The organism is Microbacterium sp. 22195, from assembly GCF_052056515.1.
GTDB lineage: Bacteria > Actinomycetota > Actinomycetes > Actinomycetales > Microbacteriaceae > Microbacterium.
This window is the reverse complement of sequence record NZ_JBQEPE010000001.1, coordinates 353,687-369,975: the sequence shown is the minus strand read 5'-3', so window position 1 is coordinate 369,975 and position 16,289 is coordinate 353,687. Positions and strand designations below refer to the sequence as shown.

The 16,289-nt window shown below is 69.7% G+C and carries 16 protein-coding genes; 5 read left to right on the top strand and 11 right to left on the bottom strand.

The features are described from left to right. Nucleotides 1–2: 2 nt before the first annotated feature. Nucleotides 3–1,409 (bottom strand): hypothetical protein, encoded by a 1,407-nt coding sequence (locus ACTJJ4_RS01825; RefSeq protein ID WP_440941767.1) that lies wholly within the window; start codon nt 1,407–1,409, stop codon nt 3–5. A 125-nt stretch (nt 1,410–1,534) separates the two neighbouring features. On the opposite strand from ACTJJ4_RS01825, the gene ACTJJ4_RS01820 reads away from it, so the two are divergent. Then, entirely contained in the window at nt 1,535–2,245 is a 711-nt protein-coding gene (locus ACTJJ4_RS01820) for a DUF4191 domain-containing protein (RefSeq protein WP_440941766.1), read from the top strand. 64 nt (nt 2,246–2,309) lie between these two features. Here the strand turns inward: ACTJJ4_RS01820 and ACTJJ4_RS01815 are convergent, their stop codons facing one another. Then, complete coding sequence (locus tag ACTJJ4_RS01815) at nt 2,310–3,497, bottom strand: RimK family alpha-L-glutamate ligase (protein WP_285630659.1); 1,188 nt, start codon at nt 3,495–3,497, stop codon at nt 2,310–2,312. Nucleotides 3,498–3,522: 25 nt separating this feature from the next. On the opposite strand from ACTJJ4_RS01815, the gene ACTJJ4_RS01810 reads away from it, so the two are divergent. Further along, complete coding sequence (locus ACTJJ4_RS01810; protein ID WP_285630656.1) at nt 3,523–4,002, top strand: ATP-dependent zinc protease family protein; 480 nt, start codon at nt 3,523–3,525, stop codon at nt 4,000–4,002. A gap of 61 nt (nt 4,003–4,063) precedes the next feature. Here ACTJJ4_RS01810 and ACTJJ4_RS01805 read toward each other — a convergent pair whose 3' ends face one another. After that, nucleotides 4,064–4,480, bottom strand: a complete 417-nt coding sequence (locus tag ACTJJ4_RS01805) for an RDD family protein (protein ID WP_285630653.1) — start codon at nt 4,478–4,480, stop codon at nt 4,064–4,066. Nucleotides 4,481–4,597: 117 nt separating this feature from the next. Between ACTJJ4_RS01805 and glnA the strand changes: the two genes are divergently transcribed. After that, a complete protein-coding gene (gene glnA, locus ACTJJ4_RS01800) occupies nt 4,598–6,022 on the top strand; it encodes a type I glutamate--ammonia ligase (RefSeq protein WP_440941765.1) in 1,425 nt (474 codons plus the stop codon). Between the two features lie 58 nt (nt 6,023–6,080). Here the strand turns inward: glnA and ACTJJ4_RS01795 are convergent, their stop codons facing one another. After that, nucleotides 6,081–7,001 carry a DMT family transporter gene (locus ACTJJ4_RS01795; protein ID WP_440941764.1) on the bottom strand — a complete coding sequence of 307 codons (921 nt, stop codon included), beginning with the start codon at nt 6,999–7,001 and terminating at the stop codon, nt 6,081–6,083. Between the two features lie 39 nt (nt 7,002–7,040). Between ACTJJ4_RS01795 and ACTJJ4_RS01790 the strand changes: the two genes are divergently transcribed. After that, nucleotides 7,041–7,526, top strand: coding sequence for a MarR family winged helix-turn-helix transcriptional regulator (locus tag ACTJJ4_RS01790; protein ID WP_292702231.1), 486 nt, complete (start codon nt 7,041–7,043; stop codon nt 7,524–7,526). 50 nt (nt 7,527–7,576) lie between these two features. Here ACTJJ4_RS01790 and ACTJJ4_RS01785 read toward each other — a convergent pair whose 3' ends face one another. The 6 genes from ACTJJ4_RS01785 to ACTJJ4_RS01760 all read right to left on the bottom strand — a co-directional run bounded on the left by ACTJJ4_RS01785 (nt 7,577) and on the right by ACTJJ4_RS01760 (nt 15,094). Continuing rightward, the gene (locus ACTJJ4_RS01785; RefSeq protein ID WP_440941763.1) at nt 7,577–9,058 is read right to left on the bottom strand and encodes a SulP family inorganic anion transporter; all 1,482 of its coding nucleotides are present in this window, start codon (nt 9,056–9,058) and stop codon (nt 7,577–7,579) included. Between the two features lie 71 nt (nt 9,059–9,129). Beyond that, nucleotides 9,130–9,558 carry a hypothetical protein gene (locus ACTJJ4_RS01780; protein WP_440941762.1) on the bottom strand — a complete coding sequence of 143 codons (429 nt, stop codon included), beginning with the start codon at nt 9,556–9,558 and terminating at the stop codon, nt 9,130–9,132. Between the two features lie 32 nt (nt 9,559–9,590). Continuing rightward, entirely contained in the window at nt 9,591–10,526 is a 936-nt protein-coding gene (locus ACTJJ4_RS01775) for a diacylglycerol/lipid kinase family protein (RefSeq protein WP_440941761.1), read from the bottom strand. Nucleotides 10,527–10,547: 21 nt separating this feature from the next. Next, nucleotides 10,548–13,520, bottom strand: a complete 2,973-nt coding sequence (locus ACTJJ4_RS01770) for a bifunctional [glutamine synthetase] adenylyltransferase/[glutamine synthetase]-adenylyl-L-tyrosine phosphorylase (RefSeq protein WP_440941760.1) — start codon at nt 13,518–13,520, stop codon at nt 10,548–10,550. A gap of 9 nt (nt 13,521–13,529) precedes the next feature. Further along, a complete protein-coding gene (locus ACTJJ4_RS01765; protein ID WP_285630633.1) occupies nt 13,530–14,867 on the bottom strand; it encodes a glutamine synthetase family protein in 1,338 nt (445 codons plus the stop codon). Nucleotides 14,868–14,869: 2 nt separating this feature from the next. Further along, nucleotides 14,870–15,094, bottom strand: coding sequence for an SPOR domain-containing protein (locus tag ACTJJ4_RS01760; RefSeq protein ID WP_292702247.1), 225 nt, complete (start codon nt 15,092–15,094; stop codon nt 14,870–14,872). A gap of 67 nt (nt 15,095–15,161) precedes the next feature. On the opposite strand from ACTJJ4_RS01760, the gene ppgK reads away from it, so the two are divergent. Then, nucleotides 15,162–15,908, top strand: coding sequence for a polyphosphate--glucose phosphotransferase (gene ppgK, locus ACTJJ4_RS01755; protein WP_440941759.1), 747 nt, complete (start codon nt 15,162–15,164; stop codon nt 15,906–15,908). A gap of 72 nt (nt 15,909–15,980) precedes the next feature. On the opposite strand, the gene ACTJJ4_RS01750 is transcribed toward ppgK, so the two are convergent. Further along, entirely contained in the window at nt 15,981–16,280 is a 300-nt protein-coding gene (locus ACTJJ4_RS01750; protein ID WP_440941758.1) for a hypothetical protein, read from the bottom strand. Between the last annotated feature and the right edge of the window lie 9 nt (nt 16,281–16,289).

Sequence of the window (16,289 nt, the reverse complement as noted above, 5' to 3'; positions counted from 1 at the left end):
GCTCAGTCCCCACCGGATGGCTGGTCCGCGACGTCGTACACGTCGCGGACCAGCCATCCGTCTTTCTCCCGCACCAGGACGAGCATCTGCTCGCCGCTCGTCGCCGTGCGCCCGAGTCGCGTGACCGCGATGTCGCCGTAGTCCTCGACCAGCGTCACCTCCCGACCCGCGGCGTCAGCTCCGAGCCGTTCGAGCACGCCCTGCGCGCCGCCCGCCACGATCGCGGTCGCGCAGTCGGTGTCGTTCTTCGCACGGCATCCGTCGATCGCCTTCAGCAACCGCGTCGCCGTCCGCTCGACATCGCCGTCCTCCCGGTCGGGTCGCGGCTGCTCGGGCGCCGGAGCGCCGGATTCCGAGGGTCGCGGTTCGTCAGGCTGCGTGACCTGTCCGAGCTCGGACGCCGAGGGCGACGGCGAAGCCTGCCGATCCGCGGCGACCGCCTGCGGCATCACGGCATCCTCATCGCCGCCAGGCCACAGCAACCCGCCCAGGATCACGAGCGCCGCCGCACCGGCTCCGACCAGCAGCATCCGGCCGCGCGGCGCACGCGTCCTCGCGCCACCGTCCACGCCGGCCTCCACGCCGGAGGACATCCTCGGCTTCGACGACGGGATGCTCTCGCGCAGGCGCTCGTGCAGGCGTGCGCCGACCAGCACGAGACGCTCCCGGAGCGAGCGCCGCTCCTCCAGCCGCCCGGCCACCTCGGCGAGGCCGGCACGGTGGAAGGACAGGGCGCGCACCCGCTCCGGAGCCGGCCAGGAGGCATCCGCCTCGGCTGCTTCGCGCTCGAGGGCGCGCGGGGCGGCGAGCTCGGTCAGCTCGCCCTCCCAGGCGTCGAGCTCACGCAGCACCATCCGGTGATCGGCCATCCCCACGGCGATCCGTGCCAGCATCCGCTGCATCGCGCGATCCGCGCACTCGTCTCGGACGCGCTCGACGAGCGCCAACGATGCGGCCGCGCAGGAGAGCCCCTCACCCGGGACGAACACCGGACGTCCGCCGTCCTCGAGCCACCAGCGGCCGGTGATCGGCCGCCCCGCCACCTCGACGATCCCGCGCATCAGACTGCCGACGAGGGTGACGATCTCGCCGGACGTCAACGGACGTCCGGCAGCGCACCGGCGGGCGATCAGCGTCTCGGCCGGTTCGACGCACCAGGGCAGCAATGCGCCGTGACCGTCGGCGGATCGCACGAGGTCTTGCACTCCGGCGACGTGCTCGGCGTCCGCGAACTCCCACAGCGCCGCCTCCGTCACTGCGGCGTCGATCAGCACTCTCCTCTGCTCACCGTCGCTGACGAGGTCGCCCGTGAACGGCGACTCCCCGCCGTCGAGCCGGCGGATCAGGCGATGCGCTCCCGGCACGAGCCCGAACAGGGACTCCGGATGCTGCTCCTCGACGTTCTCCATCGCTCCATGAGAGCGCATGCCTGCGACCCGCGAGGGCCGGCATCGCGACGATGGTGGAGAAGTCACGGGATACCCGCGGCTGTGCAGGGAGAACGACAGGGCGATGACTCGGTAGGCTGGTACCCATGGCAAAGCGTGCTCCCGAAGCTGAGAAGCGTCCCGGCTTCTTCTCCCAGATCCGTTCCCTGTTCCGGTTCACCCGGGAGGTCTACGGCTGGCTTCCCTGGGCGCAGCTCGCCATCCTCATCGGCGGCGTGCTCATCGGCCTGATCCTCGGCTTCCTTGTCGGCGGCGGCGCCGTGCTCTCGCTGATCCTGTGGGCCGTCACCGGTCTGATGTTCGGCATCCTCGGCGCCATGTTCCTGATGACCCGTCTGTCGACCAAGGCCATGTACGCCAAGATCGACGGGATGCCCGGCGCCAGCGGCCACGTGCTCAGCACCAGCCTCGGCCGCAGCTGGCAGGCATCCGACACCCCCGTGGGGATCAACCCGAAGACCCAGGAGGCCGTCTACCGCGCCATCGGCCGCGGCGGCATCGTCGTGGTCGGCGAGGGCACCCGTGGTCGCCTCACCCGCCTCGTGAACGAGGAGCGTCAGAAGGCGCAGCGCGTCGCCAACGGCGTGCCGGTGACCGTGCTGTACGTCGGCCACGGCGAGGACGAGGTCCCGATCTCCGACCTGGCCAAGCGCATCAAGAAGATCCCCAAGGCGATCGACAAGGCCACCATGGCCGCTGTCATCCGCCGCATCGACTCCGTGTCGCAGTCGCTCTCGTCGCTGCCGATCCCCAAGGGCATCGATCCCACCAAGGTCCGCGCGCAGCGTCCGCGCTGATCCGCGCCGCACTGCACGCAGCGAACGGCCCCTCACTCCAGCGGAGTGAGGGGCCGTTCCGCATTCACTCCCCCAGCGGCTCCTTGGGGAGGCGGCGCACGCGGGGCCGGCGGCGACGCTTCTCCGGGATCATCGAGCGCATCTCCTCGAGCTTGCCGAAGCACAGCAGCCGGTCCTCGGCCTCGAGCACCACGTGCTTGCGCGGGTTCGGGATGACGCTCACGCCCCGATGCAGGGTGAGCACCGTGATGTCGCGGTCCCACAGCCCCAGGTCGCCCAGCTTCATGCCCACCTGCTCCGCACCGCTGTGCACCATGAGCTCGGCGACGCCGTAGCCGGTGGAGACGCTCAGCCGCTGACGGATGTCGATGTCGGGGAACGCCACCTGGTTCGCGATGTAGTCGATGATCGCGCCGGCGACGTCGAGGTTGGTGGCCGCCTCGATGCCCTGCAGTCCGGGCGAGGAGTTGACCTCCATGACCAGCGGGCCCTCGTCGCTCTCGAGCATGTCGACACCGGCCACTCGCAGGCCCATGATCTGCGCGGAGCGGACCGCGGTCTGCTCGTACACCGGGTCCAGCGTCACCGGCTCCACGCGCCCGCCGCGGTGCACGTTGGAGCGGAACTCGTCGCCCTCGGCGACCCGTCGCATCGCGGCCACGACCCGATCTCCGACGACCAGGGCCCGGATGTCGCGTCCGCGGCTCTCGGCGATGAACTTCTGGATCAGCACGTTCTGCTTGGTGGAGTGCAGCGTCTCGATGATCGCCTCGGCCACCTTCACCTGCGGAGCGAGGATCACGCCGATCCCCTGAGTCCCCTCCAGCAGCTTGATCACGACGGGGGCGCCGCCCACGCGCTCGATCGCAGGACGCACGTCCGCGCGGTTGCGCACGAAAGCCGTGGCCGGCATGGCGATGTTGTGGCGGGAGAGGATCTGGTTGGCCCGCAGCTTGTCCCGCGCGCTGGAGATGCCGTTCGCGGTGTTCGGCGTGTAGACGTCCATCTGCTCGAACTGACGCACCACCGCCGTGCCGAAGTACGTGATGGAGTTGCCGATGCGGGGCAGGATCGCGTCGTAGTCGCTGAGCTGCCTGCCGCGGAAGAACAGGTCGGGGGCGTCAGCGGTCAGGTCGATCGCGAACCGCAGGGTGTTCAGCACCTTCACTGTGTGACCCCGCTGCTGCGCGGCTGCGCGAAGGCGCTGGGTGGAGTACGACTGCGGTGCCCGCGAGAGAACGGCGATCTTCACAGATGTTTCCTGCCAGGATGTAGGGGTGAATCGGTCTTCTCATTCAAACACGTCCACGGGGTGGCGCGAGTGGGTGTCGCTGCCCGAGCTGGGTGTCGACTGGATCAAGGCCAAGATCGACACCGGCGCGAGGACCTCGTCGCTGCATGCGTTCGACGTCGAGGAGTTCACCCGCGACGGCGAGGACTGGGTGAGGTTCGCCGTTCATCCCTGGCAGGAGACCAGGGAGGATGCCGTGGTGCACGAATGCCCCGTCCACGATCGCCGCGCCGTGCGCAGCTCATCCGGCCACGCCGAGCACCGGATCGTGGTGCTGCTGCGGATGCGGCTGGTCGGCCACGACGTGCAGGGCGAGGTGACGCTCACCAACCGCGACGAGATGGGCTTCCGGATGCTCATCGGCCGCCAGGTGCTGCGCCGCGGCTTCGTCGTCGATCCCGCCAAGTCGTTCCTGGGCGGCCGTGCCCCGCGCGAGATGCGCCGGAGGAACCGCGGGCGCGACTGAGCCCGGCCCTTCTACAGGCTCCGGGATCCGACTCGACGGGGTCGCTGAGCCTGTCGAAGCATCAGGACCTGATGAGCACCGTGCCGGCGATCTTGTCGTGCAGACCGCGCTGATCGGCATCCCAGATGACGGCGGGGATGACGACCACCAGCAGGAGCGTGCGGACGATCGGACGCCACAGCCCGACCCAGCCGCCCCCGAAGCGGACCACGCGCATGCCGAGGATGCGATGTCCCGGGCTCCCCCCGGCGGTCGGGATGAACAGGATCTGCAGCACCGCGAAGACCATCATCGGCGCGAACTGGCGCCAGCCGGCCTCTGCGGGCAGCGCCAGCGGGTCGTATCCGAGGAAGCCGAGCGCGATGAGCGTCGAGGCGAAGTAGTCGATCGCCAGCGCGCCGATCCTGCGTCCGGGGCGGGCGATGCTGCGAGGTCCGGTGGCGGGCAGACCGAGGCGTTCACCGGGGTAGTCGTTCACTCCCCCAGCCTACCGAGCACACGTAACATGCCCGAAACATGGCGGACACGGCTGGGAAACTCCCAATGCATAACCTGCGTAAGGTTGATGCAACCGATACCCGATCAGGAGTCGTACATGTTCAAAGAGCCCGCAGACGTCCTTCGCTACATCGAGGAGAACGACGTCAAGTTCCTCGACATCCGTTTCACCGACCTTCCGGGCGTGCAGCAGCACTTCAACATCCCGGCGTCCACGGTCGACGAGGACTTCTTCCGGGACGGACAGCTGTTCGACGGCTCCTCGATCCGCGGGTTCGCGTCCATCCACGAGTCGGACATGCAGCTCATCCCCGATGTCACGACCGCGTACCTCGACCCGTTCCGCGAGGCGAAGACCCTCGTGATGGTCTTCGACATCTACAACCCGCGCACCGGCGAGATCTACAGCAAGGACCCGCGTCAGGTCGCCAAGAAGGCCGAGAAGTACCTCGCCTCCACCGGCATCGCCGATACCGCGTACTTCGCCCCCGAGGCGGAGTTCTACATCTTCGACGAGGTGCGCTACTCCGTCACCGCCGGCGAGAGCTTCTACAAGGTCGACTCCGAAGAGGCGGCGTGGAACTCCGGCCGCGAGGAGGAGGGCGGCAACCTCGGCAACAAGACGCCGTTCAAGGGCGGATACTTCCCGGTCGCTCCGGTCGACAAGACCGCCGACCTGCGCGACGACATGACGCTGCGCCTGATCGACGCGGGCTTCCACCTGGAGCGCTCGCACCACGAGGTCGGCACCGCGGGCCAGCAGGAGATCAACTACCGCTTCGACACCATGGTGCACGCGGCCGACGACATCCTGAAGTTCAAGTACATCATCAAGAACACCGCCCAGGAGTGGGGCAAGACGGTCACGTTCATGCCCAAGCCGCTCTTCGGCGACAACGGCTCGGGCATGCACACCCACCAGTCCCTGTGGCTGGACGGCAAGCCGCTGTTCTTCGACGAGGCCGGATACGGGCAGCTCAGCGACATCGCCCGCTGGTACATCGGCGGTCTGCTCAAGCACGCGCACGCCGTGCTGGCCTTCACCAACCCGACGCTGAACAGCTACCACCGCCTGGTGAAGCACTTCGAGGCCCCGGTCAACCTGGCGTACTCCGCCGGAAACCGCTCCGCCGCGATCCGCATCCCGCTGACGGGCTCGAACCCGAAGGCCAAGCGCATCGAGTTCCGCGTGCCGGATGCCTCGGGCAACCCGTACCTGGCCTTCGCCGCGCAGATGATGGCGGGCCTGGACGGCATCAAGAACCGCATCGAGCCGATGGAGCCCATCGACAAGGACCTCTACGAGCTTCCCCCGGAGGAGGCCAAGAACATCCCGCAGGTGCCGAACTCCCTGCTCGACTCGCTCGAGGCGCTCCGCAACGACCACGACTTCCTGCTCGAGGGCGGCGTGTTCACGCAGGAGCTCATCGACACCTGGATCGACTACAAGTACGAGAAGGAGATCCTGCCGATCGCGCAGCGTCCGCACCCGTACGAGTTCGAGCTGTACTACGGCGTCTGAACCGCGCCTCTCTGCCTCGAGGGCCTGACTTCTTCCCGGAGTCAGGCCCTCGTGGCGTCTATCGCCTCTTCACGACCTGTCGCTCTCCCTCCAGGACGACGGCGGTTCGGCGTCGAGCGTTGACGATCGCGATGCTGACCAGCACGAGCGCGATGCCCACGGCCTGGAGCGGTGTGAGGATCTCGCCGCCGGCGAAGACTCCGAGCGCGACCCCGGTGACGGGATTGAGCAGACCGATCACGCCGACGACTCCCGCCGGAAGGTGGCGGAACCCCGTGAACCAGCAGACGAAGCCCAGGGCCGTCGCGATCAGGCTCGCGTAGGCGAACGCGGCGACCTCGACCGGGGTGACGGCGGGAGGCGCGCCCTCGATCACGGCTGCGGCCACGAGCAGCTCGAGCCCTCCGACCACGAGCTGCCATGCGGTCACCGTGAGCACCGGAGTGTCGTCCTGCCAGCGCCTGGTGAGGATCGCGCCGATCGACGAGAGCAGCATCGAGGCGATCGACGCCGCGATCCCCCACCCGTCCAGGGCTCCGGTCGCCGTTCCGACGATCAGCAGCACGCCGGCACCTCCGATCACCGCGCCGACGATCACGCGCGGTGCGGGCCGCTCGTCGATCAGCAGCCACGCGGCTCCCGCGATCGCGATCGGACTCAGCGACATCAGTGACGCGGCGACACTGGACGGCAGCAGCTGGGCCGCCACGTACACCAGGCAGAAGAACAGCCCCATGTTGAGCGTGCCGAGCACGACGGAACGCCACCACCACGCCCCCGTCGGCAGGCGTCGAGCCACGAGCAGCAGCACCAGCCCCGCCGGCAGCGCGCGGATCGCCGACCCCCACAGCGGCGACCCGGCCGGAAGGTACTCGTGCGTCACGAAGTAGTTCGACCCGAACGCGATCGGGCCGATCGCCGCGACGAGCGGCCACCGGGCCCTGTCCCACGCACGTCGCGGCCAGCGGTTAGTTTCCATGGAAACCATTATATGTTCCGCGGAAACTATGCTGGATGCATGGGCACGAACGACCGAGTGGGAACCTTCATCGAGCAGTGGCGTCGCGAGCGCCCGGATCTCGATCCGAGCCCGATGGCCGTCATCGGGAGGATGCGGCGCATCTCCGACGACTTCACGAGCGAACTGATCAGGAACTATCGCCGCTTCGGCCTGGGCGAGGGCGAGTTCGACGTCCTCTGCGCTCTCCGCAGGGCGGGATCGCCCTTCGCGCTCTCGCAGGGCGACCTCGCCCAGCACACGATGGTGACAGCCGGCGCCACGTCCAAGCGCGTCGACCGGCTCGAAGCGGCCGGTCTCGTGATCCGCAGTCAGCGCGAGGACGACACCCGTGGCCGCATCGTCGAGCTCACGCCGGAGGGACGCGCGCTCATCGATGAGGCCTATCCTGCGCATCTGCAGACGGAGCGCCGGCTGCTCTCGTCTCTCAGCGACGAGGAACGCTCGCAGCTCGAGCGCCTGCTCCGCAAGCTCGTGCGCGACTGAGCTCCCCACACCCTCGACCGGCGCGGCCCCGTCGGCAGCCCCAGTGGCCCTCAGGCGCCCAGGTAGCCGCTCAGGCGGCCATGGAAGCGCTCGCTGCGAGCGTCGAGACCGGTGATGCTGATCGTGGCCCCACGGCGCTCGTAGCGCGCCGCGATCGAGTCCAGGGCGGCCACGGTCGAGGCATCCCAGATCTGCGCCGCACCCAGGTCGATGACCACGGACGCCGGATCCTCGGCGTACCGGAAGTGCTCGACCAGATCGTTGCTGCTGCCGAAGAACAGCGGTCCGCGCACGGCGTAGCGCACGCTCGCGCCGTCGGAGGACGGCATCCGCTCCACGCTGATCACGTGCGCCACACGGCGCGCGAAGAGGATCATCGCCAGGATGACTCCGGCGATGACGCCGTAGGCGAGGTTGCTCGTCAGCACGACGGTGCCGATGGTGACGACCATGACGATCGTCTCCGAGAGCGGCATCCGCCGCAGCGTCGACGGACGCACGCTGTGCCAGTCGACCGTGGTGACGGCGACGACCATCATCACCGCGGCCAGCGCCACCATCGGGATCTGCCCCATCAGCGAGCTCAGCCCGGTGACGAGGGCCAGCATGAACCCGCCCGCCACGAACGTGGAGATCCGCGTCCGCGCACCGCTGGTCTTCACGTTGAGCACGGTCTGCCCGATCATCGCGCATCCCGCGACGCCGCCGTAGAAGCCCGCGGCGATGTTGGCGACGCCGAGCGCCCACGACTCCCGCCCCTTGTGCGACGGGGTCTCGGTGATCTCGTCCACGAGCTTCGCCGTCAGCAGCGATTCCATCAGCCCCACCAGCGCCACGCTGATCGCGGTCGGCAGGATCAGCTGCAGGGTCGACAGATCCAGCGGCACATCCAGCGGGGTGAAGCCGGGCAGGCCGCCGCCGACGGGGCCCTCGTCGGCGACGTCGGGCACGGTCATCCGGCCGATGATGACGACCGCGGTCACCACCACGATCGCGACGAGTGGAGACGGAATCGCCGTGGTCAGCCTCGGCAGGAGGAGCACGATCGCGAGAGTCAGTGCGAACAGACCCCATACCGGAAGGCCCGCTCCGATGACGTGCGGCAGCTGCGCGACGAAGATCAGGATGCCGAGCGCGTTGACGAACCCGAGCATGACCGACCTCGGCACGTACCGCATCAGCCTGGCCAGCCCCAGGACTCCGAAGACGATCTGCAGGAGGCCCGCCAGGACGACGGTCGGAAGCACGTACTTCACGCCGTGCTCGTGCACGAGCGGCGCGATGACCAGTGCCACGGAGCCCGCGGCGGCCGTGATCACGCCGGGTCGCCCGCCGAGGAACGTCATCGTCAGGCAGAGCACGATCGACGCCACCAGGCTCGTCATCGGGTCGACGCCGGCGACCACCGAGAACGAGATCACCTCCGGCACCAGCGCGAGGGTCGTCACCAGCCCGGCGAACACCTCGCGGGAGAGCTGTCGCGGGCTGCGCAGCGCAGCGAGCACGCCGAACGTCGGGTGCGATGAGGGCATCGGGACTCCTGCCAGAGGGGACGCCCGATTCTATCCGCGCCGGTGGGCGCATCCGGCGCCCGAGGTCGACGTCAGGCCGACTCGTCCGCGAGCACTCGACGGTAGACGCCCGAGACGAGCTGCTGAAGCTTCCCGTCCGCAGGTGCGGCGGCGAGCCGCATCGTGAGCCGATCGCCGTCGGATGCCAGGACCATCACGTTGCGCCCGCGCTCCGAACGGCGCTCCAGGATCAGTTCGCCGTCCTCCCACGCGGACGATCCCGCCGAGACGGGGACGAACCCGTAGGAGTCGAACCACCACCAGCCACCGTCCGAGACCACGCCATGCCCGGTCATGTCCCCGTCGGCGCGATGCTCCGCGTAGTCCACGAGCAGGGTGCCTCCGGGTCCCGGGGTGAGGAGCAGCTCGGCCGTCGCGCGGCCGGCCGGCGTCCACGCCGTCGCGTACACGTCCTCCTGCCCCGCCCATCGTCCGTGGAGTGCCTCGAAGCCGCCGTCCATCCTGCGCCCGTCCTCTCCTCGGTCCGTGGCCGTCAGCACAGCACGCGGAGCGCGGCCGGCTGCACGCGCACCTCGAGCGCCGAGACGTCGCCGGCCTCCTCGCCGTCGATCTCGAACGCCGACGGCATGGAGAGCCGAACGCGGATGTTCTCGCCGGAGAGGTGCTGCGCGGCATCCGTGCTGACCGTCTCCTCATCGCGTGCGAGCACACGCCGGATGCCGTTGTCCCAGACGATCGTGCGCAGGGTCTGCATCCACTGGGCGGCGCCGTCGGCGCTCACGAGCAGCAGGTCCAGCCGGCCGTCGTCGGGCACGGCGTCGGGAAGCAGCGTCACGCCGCCCTGGATCGCCCCGCAGTTGCCGATCAGCAGGGTGTGGCCGCTGAGCACCTGCTCGTCCCCGTCGTCGATGCGGAGGGTGAATTCCATCGTCTCGGCGGCGGTGAGAGCACGCCCCATCGCCTCGACGTAGGCCAGCCAGCCCGCTCTGTCCTTCAGATCGTCGTCGGTCTCGGCGAGCATGTGCGCGTCCAGGCCCGACCCGATCATCACCAGGAAGCCCGTCTCGTCCTCCGCGTCGTCGGCGCGCACCCAGCCCATGTCGATGTCGCGCGTGCGGCCTGCGGCGATCGTCGTGAGCGCCTTCGGGATGCTCGCGAGCGGGATGCCGAGGTTGCGGGCCAGCAGATTGCCGGTGCCCTGCGGCACGATGCCCAGCGCGGGGGCGCCTTCTCCCTGCTGCGCGATGACCTCCGCCACCACCCGGACCGTGCCATCGCCGCCGACCGCGATGACCACGTCGCATCCGGCCCGCACGGCGGCCTCGGCCATCGAGCGCCCGGGGTCGTCTGCGGACGTCTCCCACCACTGCACGTCGTCATCCGCGGAGAACGCGGCCTCGACGGCATCCCTCAGCGCCGCCTCGTCGATCTTCGTCGGATTCCACACGATCCCGATGCGCTCGGACATGACTCCCCCTCGTGTTCCTTCTCAGCCGTAGAAATGGGTCTCGAACACCCGCCGGGCGCGACGCGTGACCCGAAGATAGTCCTCCTCGAGCAGCATGGCGCCGCGGTCAGGGTAACCCAGCAGGCGACCGACGCCGTCCAGCTCGCGGTGGTCGACCGGCAGCACGTCGCGCGTCTGGCCTGTGAGCAGCGTCATCGCCGAGCGCAGCCGGCTGCACAGCACCCAAGCCTCGCGCAGCCGCTCCGCCGCGGCGGCGGGCAGCAGGTCGGCGAGCACGGCGGCGTCCAGCGCCTGCAGCGTGGAGGTCGTCCGCAGGTCGGGGACCCGGTGCCCGTGCTGCAGTTGCAGCACCTGCACCATCCACTCCACGTCGCTGAGGGTTCCGGGGCCGAGCTTGAGATGCCGGCGAGGATCCACTCCCTGCGGCAGGCGCTCGCCCTCAACCCGTGCCTTGATGCGCTTGATCTCGCGCACGTCCTGCAGCGAGACCTGCTCGGGGAAGCGGATGCCGTCGGCGAGCTCCATGAACCGGCCGATGAGCTTCACGCTGCCGGCGATGCCGCGGGCGCGCAGCAGCGCCTGCGCCTCCCAGGACAGCGACCAGCGCCGGTAGTACTGCGTGTACGCCTCCAGGGTCCGGACGATCGGTCCGTTGCGTCCCTCCGGGCGCAGGTCGGCGTCCAGGTCGAGCGGCAGCCTGTGATCGGTCAAGTGCTCGCGCAGGCCTGCGACGATGCTCGCGGCCAGCTGCTGGGCACGCTGCGGCTCGACGCCGTTCGGCTCGTAGACGAACAGCACATCGGCATCCGATCCGAAGCCGAGCTCGGCCCCGCCGAAGCGGCCCATCGCGATGATCGAGAAGTCCAGCGCGTCGTCCTCGGGCGGCACGACCTCGCGCCGCACCGCACGCAGCGCGGCCTGGATCGTGGCCTCGCTGATCTCGCTGATGGCTCGCGCCATCTCATGAACGCCGACGTGATCGAGCACCGCGCCCATGGCGGTGCGCAGCAGCTCCCTGCGGCGCAGCGCCCGTACGGCCTTCATCGCCGGGCCGATCGTGGCGTGCCGGGTCTGGATGGCCCGCGCCTCCTCGTCCAGCGCCGCCCCGCTGCGCAGGGTGAGATCGCTCGCGGAGTCCAGCCACGCCACCGACTCAGGGATCCACTCCATGAGCTCACCGACGTAGCGCGAGCTGGAGAGCACACGGGTGAGTCGTTCTGCGGCCCCGGACGAGTCGCGCAGCATCCCCAGGAACCAGTGCGTGTCGCCGAGCCGCTCGCTGATCCGGCGGAACGCGATCAACCCGTAGTCCGGGTCGGTACCGTCTGCGAACCACCGCAGCATCACCGGCATGAGGTAGCGCTGGATGCTGGCCTTGCGGCTCAGGCCCGCGGTCAGCGCCGCGATGTGGCGCAGCGCGCCTGCCGGATCGCGGAAGCCGATGGCCGCCAGACGATCGGCGGCCTGCCCGGTGGTGAGCGCACGCTCCTCGGCGGGCAGCGAGGCCACAGCCGCGAGCAGCGGCCGGTAGAACAGGCGGACATGCTGCTCCCGCACGTCGCGCCGCAGGTTCTCCCACAGCTGGCGCAGGGCGGGGCCCGAGTCGGCCAGTCCCGTGGCTCGCGCCAGTCTGCGCATGCCGTCGTCGTCGCGGGGCATCAGGTGGGTGCGGGTCAGTTCGTGCAGCTGCAGGCGGTGCTCGAGCAGGCGCAGCACCCGGTACTGCTCGGCGAACGCCGCGCCCTCGACCCGTCCGATGTAGCCGCCTTCGGCCAGCGCCTCCAGCGACTCCAGGGTGCCGCGCGTGTGCAAGCTCGGGTCGCTGACGCCGTGCACCAGCTGCAGCAGCTGCACCGTGAACTCGATGTCGCGCAGGCCGCCAGGGCCGAGCTTGAGCTGGTACGGCACGTCATCGGCGGGGATGTTGTCCGTGACGCGCTCCCGCATGCGCTGAACGCTGTCGACGAAGTCCGACCTCTCGGCGCTGGTCCACACGCGAGGCTGCACGGCGGCGATGTACTCGGCTCCCAGCTGCGCGTCCCCGGCGAGCGGACGCGCCTTCAGCAGCGCCTGGAACTCCCAACTCTTCGCCCAGCGGTCGTAGTAGGCCTCGTGCGAGGCGAGGGACCGCACCAGAGCGCCCTGCTTGCCCTCCGGCCGCAGGGCGGCGTCCACCTCCCACAGCGGCGGCTCCGCGTCGATGCCGGAGAGCACACGCATGGTCTCGCGGGCGAGCCTGGTCGCCACGTCGATAGCGCGCGCCTCGCTCACGATCCGCTCATCGCCGGTGCCGGCGACGAAGATCACGTCCACGTCGCTGAGGTAGTTCAGTTCTCGGGCGCCGGCCTTGCCCATCCCGATGATCGCCAGCCTGGTCGCGGCGACCTCCGCTCGCGGGATCCCGGCGTCCGTCACGGTCGCGCGGGCGACGGCGACAGCGGCTTCGAGCGCGGCACCCGCGGCATCCGCGAGAGCTGCAGAGACGTCCGCGATGGCCGCTGTCGGGTCGGCGGATGCCGTGTCCGCCGCGACGATGCCCGCCAGCGCGCGGCGGTAGGCGATCCGGAGCCCGCCCTCGGGCCGGGCGGCTCGCGCGAACCCATCCTGCGCGTCGACGGCTGCGAGCAGCGTCTCGACGAGCTCCTGCGCGGTCGGCAGCTCTTCGCGCTGCACGAGGCCCGCGTCGAGCTGCTCGGGGCGCCGGGCGAAGAAGTCCGCGATGCCGCCGGAGACGCCCAGCACCCGCCAGAGCGCCGATCGGGCACCCGGATCCTGCAGCACCGTCCTGACCCGGGAGGGATCGCGACGGGCGATGCGCAGGATGCCCGCGACAGCGGCATCCGGGTCCGCGGCGCCCAGGCCGTCGATGAGCTCGGCGCGCTCCAGTCCGGTCAGCTCGGCCAGCTCGGAGAGCGCGGCCGACGCGGCCGTCAGCTCGACGAAGCCGAGCCGGGCCAGCGCCGACAGCGAGACGGACGCATCAGGTCGTGCCATGACTGGGACTCAGAGCAACCCGAGGTTGTTCTGCAGCTCGAACGGGGTGACCTGCCCGCGGTACGCCTCCCAGTCCTTGCGCTTGTTCAGCAGCACGTAGTTGAAGACCTGCTCCCCCAGGGTCTCTGCGACCAGCTCGGAGTCCTGCATGTACTCCAGCGCGTGGTCCAGGCTCGCCGGCAGTGGTGCGTACCCGAGGGCGCGGCGCTCCGAGTCGCTCAGCGACCAGACGTTGTCCTCCGCCTCGGGCGGGAGCTCGTACTCCTCCTCGATGCCCTTCAGACCGGCGGCCAGCATCAGCGCGTAGGCGAGGTACGGGTTCGCGGCGGAGTCGAGGGCGCGGTACTCCACGCGCGTCGACTGGCCCTTGTTCGGCTTGTACATCGGCACCCTGATGAGGGCCGAGCGGTTCGCGTGCCCCCACGTGACGAAGCTGGGGGCCTCGTCGCCGCCCCACAGGCGCTTGTACGAGTTGACGAACTGGTTGGTCACTGCCGCGATCTCGTTGGCGTGCCGCAGCAGGCCCGCGATGAACCGCCGGCCGGTGAGGGACAGCTGGTACTCCGCGCCCGCCTCGTAGAAGGCGTTCACGTCGCCCTCGAACAGCGACAGGTGCGTGTGCATGCCGCTGCCGGGGTGGTTGTTGAGTGGCTTCGGCATGAACGTCGCGTACACGCCCTGCTCGATCGCGACCTCCTTCACGACCGTGCGGAAGGTCATGATGTTGTCGGCCATGGTGAGGGCGTCCGCGTAGCGCAGATCGATCTCGTTCTGGCCGGGACCGCCCTCATGGTGGCTGTACTCGACCGAGATGCCGAGGTCCTCCAGCATCCGCACCGCGCTGCGCCGGAAGTCGTGCGCGGTGCCGCCCGGAACGTTGTCGAAGTAGCCGGCCGAGTCGACGGGGACGGGGCCGTCCGGCCCCACCTGCGAGGACTTCAGCAGATAGAACTCGATCTCCGGGTGCGTGTAGAACGTGAACCCGGCGTCCGCCGCCTTCGCGAGTGCCCGGCGCAGCACGTTGCGCGGGTCGGAGACCGCGGGGCGGCCGTCCGGGGTCGTCAGATCGCAGAACATCCGCGCGGTCGGGTCGACCTCCCCGCGCCACGGCAGGATCTGGAAGGTGGACGGGTCGGGCTGCGCGAGCAGGTCCGACTCGAACGTGCGGGTCAGGCCCTCGATCGCGGAGCCGTCGAAGCCAATGCCCTCCGCGAACGCGCCCTCCACCTCGGCGGGCGCGATCGCGACCGACTTGAGGGTGCCGATCACATCGGTGAACCACAGGCGCACGAACTTGACGCCGCGCTCCTCGATCGTGCGGAGGACGAAATCGCGCTGCTTGTCCATGCTCACTCGTCGTCGCCGGAGCCGGCGCGGGACGAGCTTCCCCAGGAATCGTCGGCGGCGTCGTCCTCCGCCCAGGCCCGCGACCTCTCCTGGAGCTTCTCCGGGGCATGCGCAGCCTCGTCGGCCGTGTCGAACGGACCCACCCGGTCGACCGCGGCGGAGAGCATGCCGAACTCCACCTCGCCCGTGCTGAGGTTGTACCAGTACTTGTCGTCGCCGTCAGCCATGTCAGCTCCTTCGTCGGGATCTGTCACGATCCTAATCGTCCGGACCGATCTGGATAGGCTGTTCGGCATGGCACAGCAGGCAATCGGCGTCGACATCGGCGGCACCGGCATCAAGGCAGGAATCGTCAACCTCGAGCACGGCACGCTCGACTCGGATCGCGTGCGTGTCGACACGCCCAAGGGCGCACGCCCCGCGGACGTGCTGGACACCGTGCGCGAGGTGCTGGACACGCTGGGCGTGACCGGTTCCCAGCTGCCGCTGGGCGTGGCCTTCCCCGCGATCGTCAAGCGCGGGCGGACGCTGTCAGCTGCGAACATCGCGCAGGACTGGGTCGGCTTCGAGGCCGAGAAGTTCTTCGAGGACGGCCTGGGCCGCCACATCGCGTTCGTCAACGACGCGGATGCCGCGGGCGTCGCCGAGGCGCGCCACGGTGCGGCACGGGATGCCATGGGGCTCACGATCCTGACCACGCTCGGCACCGGAATCGGCTCGGCCTTCCTCTACGACGGCGTGCTCGTGCCGAACACGGAGCTCGGCCACATCAAGCGCGAGGGCGAGTCCATCGAGAAGTGGACCGCCTACTCCGCCATGGAGCGCGAGAGCCTGTCCTGGGAAGCCTGGGGCGAGCGGCTGCAGGAGTTCTACAGCCAGATCGAGTTCCTGTTCAGCCCCGACCTGTTCGTCGTCGGCGGCGGCGTCTCCAAGCATCCGGAGAAGTTCCTGCCGCTGCTCGAGCTGAACACCCCGATCGTCGCGGCCGTGCACCGCAACGCGGCCGGCATCATCGGCGCTGCGTCGCTCGCCGCGGACTAGGACCCACGACATGCGGAAGGCCCCGATCGCATGATCGGGGCCTTCCGCATGCCTGTGGAGGTGGCACGTGACTCAGCGCATGTGCAGCCTGCGGGAGTGAGCTCGTCGCCCGCCGATCACGACGAGCGCGACCACGACCAGCACCGCGCCGGCGCCCGCGGCGACGACGGTGGGCGTCAGTTCGACGAAGGCCGCGGCCAGGCTCAGGATCGTCCCCACGATCCAGCCGGCGACGGGGATGCCGATCTCGTCGCTCCCCCTGATCAGCACGACGCAGGTGATGACCGCGCTGAGCGCGGCGATCACCGCCCCGGCGATCCCGACGGGCACCATCACGGCTGCGACCGCGAACTGGATGGCCAGCGTGTTCATCGTGCTCCC